Consider the following 15260-nt stretch of genomic DNA (forward strand, 5'->3'; position numbering starts at 1 on the left):
GATCTCCGGACGCGCGGCGCGCCCCGCGCGAGCCGCAGCCGCCCCGCGCTCGCTCACCACCCCACCCCCGGCCATCGCCTCACGCCCCCTCCGCCTGCTCGTCCACCGCGCCCGCCGTCCCCGTCACCGGCCACGGGAAGTCCGCGGCCCCGGGGAAGAGCACCGGGACGTGGACCTTCACCGTGGCCTTCCAGATCCCGTCCGCGCCCTGGCCGCAGGTGATCTCCGCGCTTTCCTGCCACGCGCTCGGGAGGTCCTTCAGCGCCGCCGCCTGGCAGGCGCCCGCGTCGCCGCCCACCGCGGCGCCCGCGCGGGCGGCCTTGTCGGCGGAGTTACCGGCCAGGGAGTACGTATAGCCGAGCAACACGAACTGCCAGATGACGGCCAGCACCACCAGCACCAGCGGCAGCACACCGAGGAATTCGACCGCGACCTGGCCGCGGTCGCCGCCCCGCTTGCGCTGGAAGCGCCTGGAGGGGGTGGACGGGACCTCCCGCAGCGACTCCGGACCGGTGCCCGTACCGCCGTCGGCCGCGCCCACGACGCCCCCGGCGGCCGGCGCGTCGCCGCCCGCTCCTATGGCACGGCGCCGCCGCATGCCCGGGAGGGTGCGGTGGTCCGCCGGGCCGGGGTGCGCCCCGCGAGGCGCGCCCCCGACGGGGCCCGCGCCGCCGCCGGGCGGCTCCACCAGGGCCAGCTCCCCGGCCAGGCCCCACAGCGCCTGTTTGACGGCCGACTTGGCGTCCAGGTCCTGCATCCGGCCCGAGTCGACGGCCGGCTGGAGCTCCTTGAAGCCGGCCGGGACGACCGTACGGGCCATCCGGGTGCCCGTCGCCCGCTCGATCAGCTGCGGCTGGATCTCCGCGCTGCGGGTGTGGCGGTTGACGATGGTGACCGTGTCCTCGGCCTTGCGGATCTGGAGCCGGTCCCACAGCCGGACCATGCGCTTGGCGGCGCGCACCGCGACCACGTCCGGGGTGGTCACCAGCAGCGCGAGGTCGGCGATCTCGACGACGGCCGCGCCCGCCGAGGTCATCTGCGTACCGCAGTCGACGATCACCACCTCGAAGCGCGAGCGCAGCGCGCTGACGACCTGGCGGGCCGCGCGGTCGGAGACCTCCTCGCCGCGCTCGCCCTCGCCCGGGGCGAGCAGCAGCCCGAGGCCGGTCTGGTGGGTGAACACCGCTTCCTGCAGCACCCGCGGCGTGATGTCGTTGATCTGGGCCAGGTCGGCGATCGACCGCCGGAACTGCACATCGAGGTATGAGGCGATATCGCCGGACTGCAGGTCCATGTCGACGAGCGCGACCCGGCGCCCCGCGGCCTGCGCGGCCAGCGCGAGCTGTACGGCGGTGACCGTCGTGCCGACCCCGCCCTTCGCGCCCGCGACGGCGACCAGCTTCCCGCCGGGCCCGGTGGCCAGCGCCTCGCCGCCGCCCCCGAGGTGGCGCCGTACGCCGGTGGACCACTGGGCGGCGGCCTGGACGCGGGCGGCCAGTTCGTCGTACGAGAGCGGCAGCCCGGCGATGCCGCGGGCGCCGGAGTCCATGGCGGCGGAGTAGAGCGCGGGCCCGGCGTCCGCGGTCACCAGCACCACGCCCACGGCCGGGAAGCGCAGCGCTATCTCGCGGATGAGTTCGAGCGCGGGAGCCGGGCCGATGCGCTCATGGACCAGGACGACCTCGGGCAGGTCCTCCAGGGAGGCGGCGGCCAGCGCGGCGAGGGTGTCGAGCAGCCGGGTCGAGTCACCGACCGGCGGGGACGGTTCGGCGCCCGGCAGCTGGCCGAGCAGCCCGCTGAGCGCGCGGGCGGCGTCGGGGTCGCCGACGCCCGGAAGGATTCTGATCGTCACCGGGGCACCGCCTCACTCATGTTCCTGCGGCACGCCGCTGGTCGGGTCGTCGTGCCGCTTGTCATCTGTCGCCGTCGAGGGTGTAGGTGCGGTCGCGGGAGGAGACGGTGTCGTCGCCGCCGGGCGCGACGAGGGCGAGCCGTACGTGGGTGGCGAAGGACTCCGCGTACGCCACGCGCTGGGCGTCCCCGGTGTCCAGCGCGAAGGTGATGGGCACCGCCTTGTTGAGGCGCCGGGTGTCGTCCTGGTCCGGTTCGAGCGCGGTGAGCTTGCCGACATCGATGACCTCCGCGCCCGCGACGATGACCTTGGAGACCGGGTCGTCGCGCTGGCTCCGGCCCTCGAAGGTCGCGTAGATGTTGACCTTCGAGCCGGGGTTGATCTTGCCGGCGACACCGGTCGCCGCGTCGATCATGATCGCGATCTCCTGCTGCCCCGGCTTGAGCGCCGGGCGCTCCACGATCATGTCTTCCTGGAGCAGCGAACCCTTGCGCAGCGGGGTGACGGCGATCTTGCCGCGTACGTCGGCCAGATCGGTGACGGCCGTGGACGGCAGCCAGCGCTTGGGCATCGATATCTTCTCGAACTTGCCGACGTCCAGTGCCTCGTAGGCCGGAACGTCCGACTTGAGCTTGTACGCGGTGGTCTCGGGACCGACCTTCGACTCCACGTCGCGGATGACGGACAGCACTCCGGCGAACGCGCCGCCGGCGCACAGGACCGACAGGAGCAGCAGAATGACTCCGCGGCGCTGGCGTGAATTCATGGACGCGTAAACCTCGTTCGGGGACGTTACCGGCTCATCAGAGCGGGTCGCTCGGTCTGGGTCAGGGCAAGGATGTCATCGCCGCGCGGCACCGGGGCGGAACAGAACGCACAGCGGTCCCCGATGAGTTCGAAGCCGCACCAGTGGCACTCCTCTCTCCGTACGGACGACACCAGCTGGTAGAGGACGGAGAGATCGGGGATGGCGGCGGCGAACTCGATCAGCTTGGGGGTGCCCCACCACTGGGCCGACTCATGCGGCAGCGGCACCTCCTGGACGCCCTGCGCCCCCCATCCGGGGGCGAGCTTGACGTTGACCCAGTCGCCGCCCGCGTGGCCGTGACCCTGGCTGTTGAGGTTGCCGCGCGCGACGGTGAGGTGGGTGGCGTACCCGGGTCCTGGCAGCGCGGCCTCGTTGCCGACCTTGACCAGCTGCGGGGTGGGGTGGGCGAGCACGGCGAACTGGGCGCCTGGCACCCAGGACTTGACGTGCGAGGTGAGGCTGACGGGCACCCGGTCCAGCTTGGCGACGGAGCCCAGCAGCGCGCCCGCGTGGACGTAGTGCGTCAGCAGGCGTGCGGCGCAGGCGAGCACGCCGGGGCTGAAGTCGCACACCGACAGCTGGCGCAGCTGACGGGCGACCACGGCGACGGCCAGCGGCGGCAGTTCCAGGGGCAGCAGCGCGATGCGGTCGCTCTCCAGGACCGACCGTACGGTGTGCAGCCGGCGGACGACGGGCGCGGGGGTGGCCGCGGGGTAGAGCACGATGAGATAGCCCTGTTGGTCGAGCAGGGCGGCGGTCTCGGCCAGCGCGTCGTCCAGCGGCTCGGCGTCGGGCGGCATCAGCACGACGGCCGACGGGGTCTGACCGTCGGGCGGCGGAAGCACCAGCTCACGGCTGGTGACTGCTATCGCGGTGGGCACGTCGGCTACCCCGTCTCACGTCGGCGCCGGGGGAGAGCGGCGGCCGCAGGTCGTTGCTGCTGTCCTGGTGCATCAGCACTTTATCCACGAAAGCCGCGTGAGAGAACAGTTCCCCTGGGTTACGGGCTCATGCCGATCCCCTTGACAACCTTATTGGTCTGGACCATTTTGAAACGGTCGTGCGGTGGCCACCGTCCTCAATGCTCCTCCTCTCAACTCTCCCCCATGGAGGCAGTCGTGGACCGTGCTGCGATACCCCCCGAGAGACCCGGCAGACCCCGACGAAGGCTCACCCGCTTCCTCTCCGCCGCCGCCGCGGCCGTGCTCGGGGCGGGCGCGCTGGTCGCCCTCGGCGGCAGCACCGCCGGCGCGGCGGACGCCAACCTCGTACAGAACTCCGGCTTCGAGTCCGGCCTGAGCGGCTGGACCTGCTCCGCCGCCTCCGGGACCACGGTCACCAGCCCCACGCACGGCGGCTCTTCGGCGCTCAAGGCGACCCCGGCCGGTCTCGACAACGCCCAGTGCACCCAGACCGTGAGCGTCAAGCCCGACTCCTCGTACACGCTCAGCGCCTGGGTGCAGGGCAGTTACGTCTACCTCGGCGCGAGCGGCACCGGCACGACGGACGTATCGACCTGGACCCCGTCCGCGTCCGGCTGGCAGCAGCTGACCACCACCTTCAAGACCGGCCCGAGCACCACCTCGGTCACCGTCTACACCCACGGCTGGTACGGACAGCCCGCCTACTACGCCGACGACATCAACCTCACCGGCCCCGGCGGCTCCGACCCCGGAGACCCCGGCGACCCCGTCCCGACCGCCCCGACCGGTCTGAAGACCGGCGCGGTCACCTCCTCGTCCATCGCCCTGTCCTGGTCCACGGTCAGCGGCGCGACCGGCTACAACATCTACCGTGACGGCACCAAGATGCAGGCGGTCAGCGGCACCTCGGCCACGGTGACCGGGCTCGCCGCCTCCACCTCGTACCAGTTCCAGGTCACCGCGACCAATGCGGCGGGCGAGTCGCCCAAGTCGGCGGCCGTCACCGGCACCACCTCGGCCGGCAGCGGCGGCGGAGGCGGCACCGTCCCCAAGCACGCGGTCACCGGCTACTGGCAGAACTTCAACAACGGCGCGACCGTCCAGAAGATCAGCGACGTCCAGAGCCAGTACGACATCATCGCCGTCGCCTTCGCCGACGCGACCGGCACTCCCGGCGCGGTCACCTTCAACCTCGACTCGGCCGGGCTCGGCGGCTATACGGTCGACCAGTTCAAGGCCGACATCAAGGCCAAGCAGGCGGCCGGCAAGTCCGTCATCATCTCCATCGGCGGCCAGAACGGCACCGTCTCCATCAACGACTCCGCCTCCGCGAACAACTTCGCCAACTCCGTCTACTCGCTGATGCAGCAGTACGGCTTCGACGGCGTCGACATCGACCTCGAGAACGGCCTCAACGCGACCTATATGACGCAGGCGCTGCGGTCCCTGTCGGCGAAGGCGGGGTCGAAGCTCGTGATCACCATGGCTCCGCAGACGATCGACATGCAATCCACGTCGAACGCCTACTTCCAGACGGCGCTCAACATCAAGGACATCCTCACCGTCGTCAATATGCAGTACTACAACAGCGGCTCCATGCTCGGCTGCGACGGGAAGGTCTACTCCCAGGGCTCCGTCGACTTCCTCACCGCCCTGGCCTGCATCCAGCTGGAGGGCGGCCTGTCCCCGTCCCAGGTCGGTCTCGGCCTGCCCGCCTCGTCGCGCGGCGCGGGCAGCGGCTACGTGGCGCCGGCGGTCGTGAACAACGCCCTGGACTGCCTGGCCCGGGGCACGAGCTGCGGCTCGTTCAAGCCCGCGAGGACCTACCCGGGTCTGCGCGGCGCGATGACCTGGTCGACCAACTGGGACGCGCTGGCGGGCAACGCCTGGTCCAACGCGGTCGGACCGAAGGTCCACGGCCTGCCGTAACCCCCGGCCGAGGCCCCTTCGGGGGAGGGCCGAGCGTGCCCTCCCCCGAAGGGCCGGGCAGCGCGCTCCCAGGGCAACAGCGCTTCGTTAGCGGCACGTTAATGGCACGGCAGCGGTGGCCCGCAGGATGAGAAGCACACCGGGAGAGACACCTCCCCGGGTCTCTTCCCTCGACTGCCGAAGAAGGTCTCTCATCATGCGTGCCTACCGCTCCCGCATCCGTAAGTTCGCCGCCATGGGTCTGCTGGTGACCGGGGCCCTGTTCGCCACCGCCTGCCAGCCGTCCGACGCCGACGCTTCCGGGCCCGACAGCTCGTCCTCCGCCCCGTCCGCCCCGGGCGGCGGCTCGTCGGACGGCGGCTCGTCGGACGGTGGCGACGCCCCGGCCGGCAAGCCCGTCAACGGCACCTTCTCCGGCGAACTCCGCTACCTCGCCCCCGGTAAGCACACCGTCGGGAACCAGGGGTTCTACGTCGCCGACGACACCAAGATCACGGGCGCCGGTGGGATCTGCGACGCCAACACCGCCTGCACCCCCGACCAGCTCGACACCGTACTGAAGAACGGCGACGACATCATGGCCACGGTCGTCATCAAGAGCGGCATGGCCACCAGCATCACCGAGTACACCGCGGACGGCAGCACCGGCGGCGAGACCGGCGGCGACGAGGGCCCCGAGGAGAGCAGGTCCGTCACCGGCACCTTCTCCGGTGAGCTCGCCTACCTCGCCCCCGGCAAGCACACGGTCCAGAACCAGGGGTTCTTCGTCGCCGACGACACCAAGATCACCGGCGCCGGCCGGATCTGCGACGCCAACACCGCCTGCACCCCCGACCAGCTCGACACCGTGCTCAAGGACGAGAACGGCATCATGGCCACGGTCGTCATCAAGGACGGCATCGCCACCAGCATCGACGAGTACGACGCCGAGTAGTGGCGGATTGATCCCCGCTGCCGGCCGCCGCGTTCGGGGGGAGGACCGAGAGGCCTCCCCCGAACGGCGCCGCACCGTCAGCGGAAGGCGGCGGCGTTCTCCGCGGCCCATTGCCGGAACGGCCTACCCGGCCGCCCGGTGACCCGCTCCACCGTGTCGCGCACCGTCAGCAGTTCATCGTTGACATCCCCGCCCATCAGGTCAAGCACCGCACTCGCGGCCTCCTCCCCCAGGAAGGCCGCCATGTCGCGTTGGGCCTCTTCACGCCCGATCTCGGCGAACGGCACCTCCCGCCCCAGGGCCGCCGCGATGGCCTCGATCTGCCGCCGAGCCGTGACCCGCTCCGGCCCGGTCAGCGCGTACGTCCGCCCGTGATGCCCCTGCTCGGTCAGCGCCACCCGGGCCACCGCCGCGATATCCGCGGGGTGGACGGCGGGGAGCCCGACGTCCGCGTACGGCAGGCGGACCGGCTCACGCCCGCGGATCGTCTCCGCCCACCACAGCGCGTTCGAGGCGAACTGCGTGGGCCGCAGGATCGTCCAGGCCATCCCGCTGTCCTTCAACAGCCGCTCGACGGCGAGGTTCTCCTCGGCGGGGCCCAGGTGGGGATGGGTCTGGACGGTGATGGACGATACGAGCACCACATGCTCCACCCCGGCCTGCCGGGCGAGGGCGAGGATGTCGCCGTCGGGGCCCATGCGCGACGGGAGGAACAGCGCACGCACCCCGTCCAGCGCGGGCTTCAGCGTGGCGGCCCGCGCGAAGTCGCCCTCCACGGCTTCGACTCCGGCCGGGAAGCCGGCCCGTGCGGCGTCCCGGGTGAGACCACGCAGCGGCCCGGCACCGGTCGCCCGCAACTCCGTCAGCAGGGCACTTCCTATGTTTCCGGTGGCTCCTGTCACGAGGATCACGGCACATTCTCCTGTCGCCAGACAACAATCAATCCGGCGTGAACGCTAAAACCTCAACCGAACTTCAGGTCAACCACGACCTTTCTGTCAGGGACTTGACACACGCATTGGTCTGGACCACGGTGGATCACATGCCTCAGGGGCCCCTGAACGCGTAGCCGCACCACTCCCCCCACATCCCCCCACGCTCGGAGGCACCCGTGGCACGCGCACATTCACGTACGTTCCCCCGGAAGCTGCTCGGCGGCATAGCCGTGGCGGCCCTCGCCGCCGGCGGGCTGATGGCCGCCAACACCGCGGGCGCGGCCGAGGAGCCCGTCGGCGCCGCGGCCGTCCCCAAGCACGCGGTCACCGGCTACTGGCAGAACTTCAACAACGGCGCGACCGTCCAGAAGCTCGCCGACGTCCAGGACGACTACGACATCATCGCGGTCGCCTTCGCCGACGCCACCACCACGCCCGGCGCGGTCACCTTCAACCTCGACTCGGCCGGGCTCGGTGGCTACAGCGTCGACCAGTTCAAGGCCGACATCAAGGCCAAGCAGGCTGCGGGCAAGTCCGTCATCATCTCCATCGGCGGCCAGAACGGCACCGTCTCGATCAGCGACGACGCGTCCGCCAACGCCTTCGCCGACTCCGTCACCAAGCTCATGGACGAGTACGGCTTCGACGGCGTCGACATCGACCTCGAGAACGGCCTCAACGCCACCTATATGGCCAAGGCGCTCAAGGCGATCCACGACAAGAAGAGCGATGTCGTGGTGACGATGGCGCCGCAGACCATCGATATGCAGTCGCCGCAGAACGAGTACTTCAAAACCGCGCTGGCCACCAAGGACTTCCTGACGGTGGTCAATATGCAGTACTACAACAGCGGTTCGATGCTGGGCTGCGACGGCAAGGTCTACTCCCAGGGCTCCGTCGACTTCCTCACCGCCCTCGCCTGTATCCAGTTGGAGAACGGCCTCGACCCGTCCCAGGTCGGCATCGGCGTCCCGGCCTCCACACGCGGCGCGGGCTCCGGGTATGTGGAGCCGGGGGTCGTCAACGCCGCCCTGGACTGCCTCACCAAGGGCTCCGGCTGCGGTTCGTTCAAGCCCTCGAAGACGTACCCCGGGCTGCGCGGCGCGATGACCTGGTCGACCAACTGGGACGCGGCGAACGGCAGCGCCTGGTCGAAGGCGGTCGGACCGCACGTCCACGGTCTGTCGTAGGGCCCGCCCGTCCGAGGGGGACCGGAAGTTCCCCCTCGGACGGGGAGTTGGGATGAACCGTGTCGTCGGTGGCCGGCCTTACGGTCATGACCATGGATCTACGGGGAAAATCTATTGTCCTGATGGGACGGTTCCACAAGCTGCCGCACGCCACGGCGAAGGCCGGACTGGAGGCGCTGGGCGCGCGGGTGTCGGGTTCGGTGTCCGACAGAACTGATCTGGTCTTCGTCGCGCATGATGTCCCGGGCCGCAAGATCGGAGCGGCGAGCACACGCGGCATTCCGATCTACGACGCGAAGGCGTTGCGGGCGGTGCTCAAGGGGGCGGTGCTCAGGGGGGCGGCGAAGCCCTCGGCGGGCCATGAGTCCGCCGCCGACGAGGCAGAGACCTTCGCGGATCACGCGTCGCTGACGTCGGCCGCCGACCCGGCCGCGCTGCTCACGGTCCTCTCGGAAGCCGACTGGTCCGCCTTCGCGGCCGAGCGGGACCTGCCGCCGCTCCGGGCCCGGCTGCTGGAGTTCGAGCGCACGCATGGGGTCACCGAGGCGCACCGCTTCGCGACCGACAGGATTCGCGGTCTCGGCGACACGCGGCTGCAGCATCCGTACGGCCATGCCACGGAGATCGAATCGTCCGCCCTCAGCCCGTGCGGACGCTATCTGGCCACCGGAAGCTGGGTCGGCGACGACTACCACCGCGGTGGGGCGCTGCAGATCTGGGAGGTCGCCAGCGGCCGCTGCGTCAACTCACTCCAGCGCATCGAGGGCGGAGTCGGCTGGCCCGACTACGGCGACACCATCCAGTGGTCGGCCGACAGCACCCGCGTCGGGCTCGCCTACAACACCAACCAGGTGGGGGTGTTCAACCCGTTCGACACCCACACCACCAACACCTATCCGCTGGCCGGCGCGTCGGTGACGGACGGGGCCAGCCGGCCGCCGACGTGGGCGCTGGCGCCCGACGGGCGGCACGCGTTCGTCTCGACCGGATCTCCCTGTGCGATCAAGGGCTGTGTCGTTCCGCTGGAGGCGGGCCATCTGTTCTGGCTGCCCGGCTACGCACCCCCCTCGCACCCTTATCTGCTGCCCGAGACACTTCCCGAGGAATTCGGGGACGAGTACGGCGAGCTGTGGCTGGACGACGGGGTCGGCTGGTCGCGGGACGGCACCCGGCTGTACGCGTATGACGCCCGGCACAAGCGTGATCTGGTCATCGACCTGGCCACCAGGCAGGTCGGCTGGGCGGCTGAGGAGGACGGACCCGAGGCGGCCGTGGGGAAGGGCGGCGGGGGCGGAGTGCGGGTCTCCGTGGACTCGACCCGTGTGACGTTCCGCCGGCCCGACACCGGAGGGGAGTTGGGCGACTTCACCTTCCTCCGCGAACCACCCGGCCCCCGGCTCCTGGAGGACGACTACGTACTCCAGGAGCGCAACGTCAACTTCGCCCTGGACGACCACACCTGGTGTGCGGCGTTCGAGGAGGGTGTCGTCATCGCGCCGCCGGACCGCAGGGAGGACCTGGAGGCGGTCCTGACCTGGTCGGTCGACCGGCGTTTCGGCTGGCCGGTGCGGTGGGGCGGGCTCGATGTCGTACCGGACGTACGGACCGCCGCCGAACGGCTCGGGGAGGACGGCCTCGGCTACTTCGTCCGGAAGTACGTGGAGCGGATGGCACCCGCCGAGGCCCAGGGGGACGGGGCATGGCCGCCGCCCAACACCGCCACGATGGACGACCTGTTCACGGCGGTGAAGGATGCCGTCTCCGAGCTCGGCAGCAACTGGAACTTCGCGGTGAACGAATACCTCGGCGACGTGGCCCGGCTCCGGGCGCGGCGCGGGGAGCCCGAAGGCGCCGCGCAGCTGCTCGACGCGATACCCGGTACGGCCGAGCGCGTCGCGGCCTCGGCTCGGGTTGCCATGATCCTGGCCCGCGCGGGACAGACCGAACAGGCGCGGGCCGTCTTCGCCTTCGCCGAGCCGAGGGCGGAGGCCGCCCTCGGAAAGTACAACGTCGCGAGTGTCGCCTCCGCGGTGGCCGGCGCCTACCACGCCCTGGGCGACACGGCCGCCGCCGACGCGTGGTTCGCCCGCGCGCGGGATGCCATCGAGCCGGAGACCAACCCATGGGAGAACCGTCTCGCGGTCATCTGGGCGCTCGCCGAGTGCGGGCGCGTGGACGAGGCCCGGTCACTGTGGACGTCCGCCGAGAACCGGCCCAACAGCTACCGCACCGAGCCGTGGCTGCTCTGTCTGCTGAGCACCGACCGGCTCGACATCGCGGAAGAGTTCCTGGATGCCTGCGTCCCACCCGGCATGGACCGGCCGTCGAGCATGATCAAGGCACTGACCGAGCTCGGCCGGCCCGATCTGCTCCGCTCATGGCTCTCCGGCTCGTGGTACATACCGGACGAGGCGTACGAGCGTGCCCAGGCGATCGCCGACGGCGCCCCACGGCGTTCCCTGCCGCCGACGCCGACCGACGAGGACATCGCGGCCCTCGCCGAAGCGCACGCCAAGCTGCTCAAGACGCCGCGCGCCAAACGCCAGATGCCGACCGCGGACCTCATTGACCAGGCCGCGGACTGTGGGCACCTCAGCGCCGTACTGGACCTGCTCGGCGACCTTCCGGCCCATGATTTCAACCACCGGTCGAAAGCCGCGCTCTCCGCGGTGTGGCGCGCCGCCACAGGCCACTACCAGGCCCAGTGGTGACGCCCGGCTGACTCAGCGGCCGATCCGTCGGGCTACCTCAGGCCGTCGAGCCAGCGCACGACGGCCGCGGTGGCCCGGACGTTGGAGCCCAGGTGACGGGAGCCGTTGTAGTCGACGGCTCCCAGGTCGACGACCGGCGCGGCCACGCCGTGGCGGGCGAGCGCGGTGCGGCAGTGCGCGGTGTTGGCGACGGTCGCCTGCTCGTCGCCGCTCGCCATGTAGAGGCGCGTCGGCACGCGGGGCGCCCAGTCGCAGACGTCGTCGGTGGTGCGCAGGGCGTCGGCCATGGGGCCGGTCGGGTGGGCGAGGAGGTCGCGGCCATGGGCGGTGAGCAGCTTGTCGACGGTGTCCGGGGTGCCCTCCATGAGCTGCCGGCCGGTGTGCGCGCCGTCGAACAGCGCCTCGATGGTGTCGGCGTACGGCGCCTGGAACACCTCGGCCGGGCTGTCGTACAGATGGTGCAGCCGGTTGAAGGCGACCAGGGTGTAGGCCGCGTACAGCACGCTCGACTTCGGCTCGAGCTCGCCCGCGAGCAGTGCGGGCAGCTCAGCGCCGCCGAAGTCGTACGCCCCGCTGACCGGGGCCAGCGCGCCCAGCCGGAACCAGCGGTCCTCGCCGGACTGCAGGGCCCTGGCAAGCCCCATCGCCGCCGAGGCGCCCTGGGAGAAGCCGGTGACCGCCACCTCCCGGTCCAGGGTGCGACCGGTACGGGGCATGAAAGCGCGGGCGGCGCGCAGCATGTCCAGGGACGCGGTGGTCTCGGAGGGGACGTCCATCCAGGGATGCGGTCCGGGGCCGACGCCCATGCCCAGGTAGTCGGGGGCGATGCCCGCGTACCCGGCGGAGGCGTAGGTGACCGGCGGCGCGGGCAGGAAGCCGCCGGTCTGCTTCGACGGCGAGTCGTCCTTGTGGCTGCCGGTGCCATGCGCGAAGGACACCGGGCGCAGCCGCCCCTCGCCCCCGCGCGGCAGGACCAGCAGCCCGCTGGCGGTGGTGGGCCGGCCGTACGGGTCGACCGTGCGGTACACCAGCCGGTAGGCGTCGACGCCGTACCGGACCGTGCCGGCGTCGAACTCGGCGGAGGTCAGCCAGGCGGTGACGTCCTCGGGCTTCTCCAGCGAGTAGAGGAAGTCGGCGGAGAGCAGGGCGCCGCGGCCGGCCGTACGCGCGTCGGCCGTCGCCCCCGCGGTCGCCGGGCCGCCAGGGGCGGCGGCGGCGACGGCCGGGGCGGCGGATCCGGCCAGCAGCAGCGCGGCGCACAGGGCCGCCGCCCGGGTGTCGGTCCTGACGCCCGTTCGGGTGCGCCTCGATCGGGTGCGGCGTGGCGAGTTGTGCATGAGGTCCCCGTCTCTGTTGTCGGCGATCGACGATGGCGATCAACGATGAGGACCACAGCCTCGCGCGGAGCGCTCCAGGGGCGCACTGGTGCCATCCCCCGGTTTCATGGTGCGTCCAGGCCCCCGGTCCGGCCGGGGGAAATCCCGGTGGACCGGAGGTCCGGGCGCACAGGGCCTACGGCTGTACGAGCTACGGCTTGGGCAGCTCACACCCCGCCAGGCTCAGATTGATCTTGTTGCCCGCGGCGACGCACTTGGTGATGCCGTACGTCTCCTGGGCGTAGTTGATGCCCTTTCGCACCGTCACGGCCCCGTTGGCGTCGACCTCGCACGGGTTGTTGAGGGTGCACCGTCCGCCGTCCTCGTTGCCCGTGTTGTTGATGGCGACGACCTTGCCGGAGGCGGAGTCGACAACCGGCGAGCCCGAGGTTCCCCCGATCGTGTTACAGGCGGAGGTGTAGCGGACCGAATCCTTCCAGGTCCATTCATCCTCTTTAAGACGGTAGACAAACCCGTCGATATTGCAGGAGTAGATCTTCTTCCAGTAGCCGGAGACCACATTGATGCCAGTGCCCTGGACCGGGTGGCTGTCCGCCAGCTGCAGTGCCTTGATGCCGTACGACTGCTGGATCTGGGCGTACGTCGAGCTCAGTTGGTACAGCGACACATCGGTGTCGGTCATCGTCGCGTACGCGATCTTAGTGGCGCGGAGCGTGGCGACGCCGCTGCCGGAGCTGTTGAGCAGGGTGAAGCTCCGGGTGGACGCCTTGTCGACGATCACCTGTCCGGCGGACGGCATACCGGACTCCAGGCAGTGGCCGTTCGACATCACGAACGCGGGGTCGCTGTCGGCCGAGTTCGGCATCCGTACCACCGAGCCCGAGCAGTTGCTCAGCGCCACGGTCCCGGCGAAGTCGACCGCCTTGGCCCGGGGCGCGTTCGAGGTGTCCGGGGCGGCCGCGGCCGGGGTGACGCCCGCGGTCGCGAGGCCCGCGCCGCCGAGCAGCAGCGCGGACAGCGCGCCGATCAGAGGTCTACGCATGTGGTTCCCCTCCCATGACGAGGCTTCGGACCACGCCGCGACCGGTCATGTCGCGGCGGCTCGATCCGGAGCCGCACGAATGTTCCCTCGGCTTCGACCATTTCCCACCCTTGACCATGTCATGCGCATGGCCGAACACTGGCGCAGCAGTCGCTCGCCTCAGACCACCCCCCAGGAGAATTCATGCGACTTCGCATTCGCGGCAGAAGGGCCACCGCCCTCACCGCCTTGCTGACCCTCGCCCTCGCGGCGCCCGTCGCGGCCCAGGCCGACGGCTCGGGCTCCGCGCCCAGGGCAGCCGCCGCCGCGGCCGGCACCTCGGCCGACGCCTCAGCCGACGAGAGCGTGCGGCAGTACGAGATCGCGGGCCCCGCCACCCCGGCCGAGCGCTCCTCCATCGCGACCACCGGCGTGTCCATCGACGAGGTGGATGCCCGCTCCGTCGTGGTCACCGCCGACGCGGCCCAGGCCCGCGAGCTGCGCTCGCGCGGCTACGACCTCACCCCCCTGGCCGCCCCGCAGGCCCGCACCGAGGGCCGGGCCGCCAAGCCCTTCGACTTCCCCTCCGCGGACGCGAAGTACCACAACTACGCCGAGGCCAACACCGAGATCAACGCCGCGGTCGCCAAGTACCCGAACATCCTGAGCAAGCGGGTCATCGGCAAGTCGTACGAGGGCCGCGACATCATCGCGCTGAAGATCAGCGACAACGTGGCCACGGACGAGTCCGAACCCGAGGTGCTGTTCACCGCCCACCAGCACGCCCGTGAACATCTCACCGTCGAGATGGCCCTCTACCTGGTGCGCGAGTTCACCCAGGGCTACGGCACCGACTCCCGGGTCACCGGCCTGGTCAACAGCCGCGAGATCTGGATCGTCCCGGACGTCAACCCGGACGGCGGCGAGTACGACATCGCCACCGGCTCCTACCGCAGCTGGCGCAAGAACCGTCAGCCCAACTCCGGCTCCTCCAACGTCGGCACCGACCTCAACCGCAACTGGGACTTCAAATGGGGCTGCTGCGGCGGCTCCTCCGGCTCCACCGGCTCCGAGACCTACCGCGGCCCCAAGGCCGAGTCGGCCCCCGAGGTGAAGGTCGTCGCGGACTTCGCGCGCAGCCGCGTCGTCGGCGGCAAGCAGCAGATCAAGGCCGCCATCGACTTCCACACCTACAGCGAGCTGGTGCTGTGGCCGTTCGGCTGGACGTACGACGAAACCACCACCGGCATGACGCGGGACGACTACGACGCGTTCGCCGCGGTCGGCAAGAAGATGGCCGCGAGCAACGGCTACACCCCCGAGCAGTCGAGCGAGCTCTACATCACGGACGGGGCGATCGACGACTATCTGTGGGGCACCCAGAAGGTCTTCGCCTACACCTTCGAGATGTACCCCAGCTCCAGCGGCGCGGGCGGCTTCTACCCGCCCGACGAGGTGATCGAGCGGGAGACCTCCCGTAACCGCGACGCGGTCCTCCAGCTCCTGGAGAACGCGGACTGTATGTACCGGTCCATCGGCAAGGAAGCGCAGTACTGCTCCTGAGCCGAGGCCGTAGGGCACGCCGCGAGGCGCCGTCCCGGCGGGGAAACCCGCCGGGAC

General features: G+C 70.8%; 11 protein-coding genes. 5 read left to right on the forward strand and 6 right to left on the reverse strand.

The genetic code is table 11. The features are described from left to right. Window positions 1–79 precede the first annotated feature (79 nt). The 3 genes from ACWDSL_RS45850 to ACWDSL_RS45860 all read right to left on the reverse strand — a co-directional run bounded on the left by ACWDSL_RS45850 (window position 80) and on the right by ACWDSL_RS45860 (window position 3541). Complete coding sequence (locus tag ACWDSL_RS45850; protein ID WP_450494723.1) at window positions 80–1852, reverse strand: AAA family ATPase; 1773 nt, start codon at window positions 1850–1852, stop codon at window positions 80–82. Between the two features lie 61 nt (window positions 1853–1913). Beyond that, window positions 1914–2618 carry a Flp pilus assembly protein CpaB gene (cpaB, locus tag ACWDSL_RS45855; RefSeq protein WP_450494724.1) on the reverse strand — a complete coding sequence of 235 codons (705 nt, stop codon included), beginning with the start codon at window positions 2616–2618 and terminating at the stop codon, window positions 1914–1916. Window positions 2619–2644: 26 nt separating this feature from the next. Further along, on the reverse strand, window positions 2645–3541 hold the full coding sequence (locus tag ACWDSL_RS45860; RefSeq protein ID WP_450494725.1) for a hypothetical protein: 897 nt from the start codon (window positions 3539–3541) through the stop codon (window positions 2645–2647). 225 nt (window positions 3542–3766) lie between these two features. Between ACWDSL_RS45860 and ACWDSL_RS45865 the strand changes: the two genes are divergently transcribed. Both ACWDSL_RS45865 and ACWDSL_RS45870 read left to right on the forward strand, forming a co-directional pair. After that, a complete protein-coding gene (locus ACWDSL_RS45865; protein WP_450494727.1) occupies window positions 3767–5512 on the forward strand; it encodes a chitinase in 1746 nt (581 codons plus the stop codon). A 196-nt stretch (window positions 5513–5708) separates the two neighbouring features. Beyond that, a complete protein-coding gene (locus ACWDSL_RS45870) occupies window positions 5709–6446 on the forward strand; it encodes a hypothetical protein (RefSeq protein ID WP_450494728.1) in 738 nt (245 codons plus the stop codon). A gap of 77 nt (window positions 6447–6523) precedes the next feature. Here the strand turns inward: ACWDSL_RS45870 and ACWDSL_RS45875 are convergent, their stop codons facing one another. Further along, window positions 6524–7357, reverse strand: coding sequence for an SDR family oxidoreductase (locus tag ACWDSL_RS45875; protein ID WP_450494730.1), 834 nt, complete (start codon window positions 7355–7357; stop codon window positions 6524–6526). Between the two features lie 200 nt (window positions 7358–7557). On the opposite strand from ACWDSL_RS45875, the gene ACWDSL_RS45880 reads away from it, so the two are divergent. Then, window positions 7558–8571: a chitinase gene (locus ACWDSL_RS45880; protein WP_450494732.1), complete on the forward strand. Its 1014-nt coding sequence runs from the start codon at window positions 7558–7560 to the stop codon at window positions 8569–8571. 122 nt (window positions 8572–8693) lie between these two features. Continuing rightward, window positions 8694–11282, forward strand: a complete 2589-nt coding sequence (locus ACWDSL_RS45885) for a hypothetical protein (RefSeq protein WP_450494734.1) — start codon at window positions 8694–8696, stop codon at window positions 11280–11282. A 32-nt stretch (window positions 11283–11314) separates the two neighbouring features. Here the strand turns inward: ACWDSL_RS45885 and ACWDSL_RS45890 are convergent, their stop codons facing one another. Together ACWDSL_RS45890 and ACWDSL_RS45895 are read right to left on the reverse strand one after the other, a co-directional pair. Beyond that, window positions 11315–12619 (reverse strand): alpha/beta hydrolase family protein, encoded by a 1305-nt coding sequence (locus tag ACWDSL_RS45890; RefSeq protein WP_450494736.1) that lies wholly within the window; start codon window positions 12617–12619, stop codon window positions 11315–11317. Window positions 12620–12809: 190 nt separating this feature from the next. After that, window positions 12810–13661 carry a S1 family peptidase gene (locus ACWDSL_RS45895; RefSeq protein WP_450494737.1) on the reverse strand — a complete coding sequence of 284 codons (852 nt, stop codon included), beginning with the start codon at window positions 13659–13661 and terminating at the stop codon, window positions 12810–12812. 183 nt (window positions 13662–13844) lie between these two features. On the opposite strand from ACWDSL_RS45895, the gene ACWDSL_RS45900 reads away from it, so the two are divergent. Further along, window positions 13845–15203 (forward strand): M14 family metallopeptidase, encoded by a 1359-nt coding sequence (locus ACWDSL_RS45900; RefSeq protein WP_450494739.1) that lies wholly within the window; start codon window positions 13845–13847, stop codon window positions 15201–15203. Window positions 15204–15260: the final 57 nt, after the last annotated feature.

The organism is Streptomyces sp. NPDC000941, assembly GCF_053599555.1.

Bases quoted from the DNA above. Each gene is read 5' to 3' on its own strand.
- cpaB (WP_450494724.1), bottom strand. From the start codon at position 2,618: ATGAATTCACGCCAGCGCCGCGGAGTCATTCTGCTGCTCCTGTCGGTC.
- ACWDSL_RS45865 (WP_450494727.1), top strand. From the start codon at position 3,767: ATGGAGGCAGTCGTGGACCGTGCTGCGATACCCCCCGAGAGACCCGGC.
- ACWDSL_RS45870 (WP_450494728.1), top strand. From the start codon at position 5,709: ATGCGTGCCTACCGCTCCCGCATCCGTAAGTTCGCCGCCATGGGTCTG.
- ACWDSL_RS45885 (WP_450494734.1), top strand. From the start codon at position 8,694: ATGGGACGGTTCCACAAGCTGCCGCACGCCACGGCGAAGGCCGGACTG.
- ACWDSL_RS45890 (WP_450494736.1), bottom strand. From the start codon at position 12,619: ATGCACAACTCGCCACGCCGCACCCGATCGAGGCGCACCCGAACGGGC.
- ACWDSL_RS45895 (WP_450494737.1), bottom strand. From the start codon at position 13,661: ATGCGTAGACCTCTGATCGGCGCGCTGTCCGCGCTGCTGCTCGGCGGC.
- ACWDSL_RS45900 (WP_450494739.1), top strand. From the start codon at position 13,845: ATGCGACTTCGCATTCGCGGCAGAAGGGCCACCGCCCTCACCGCCTTG.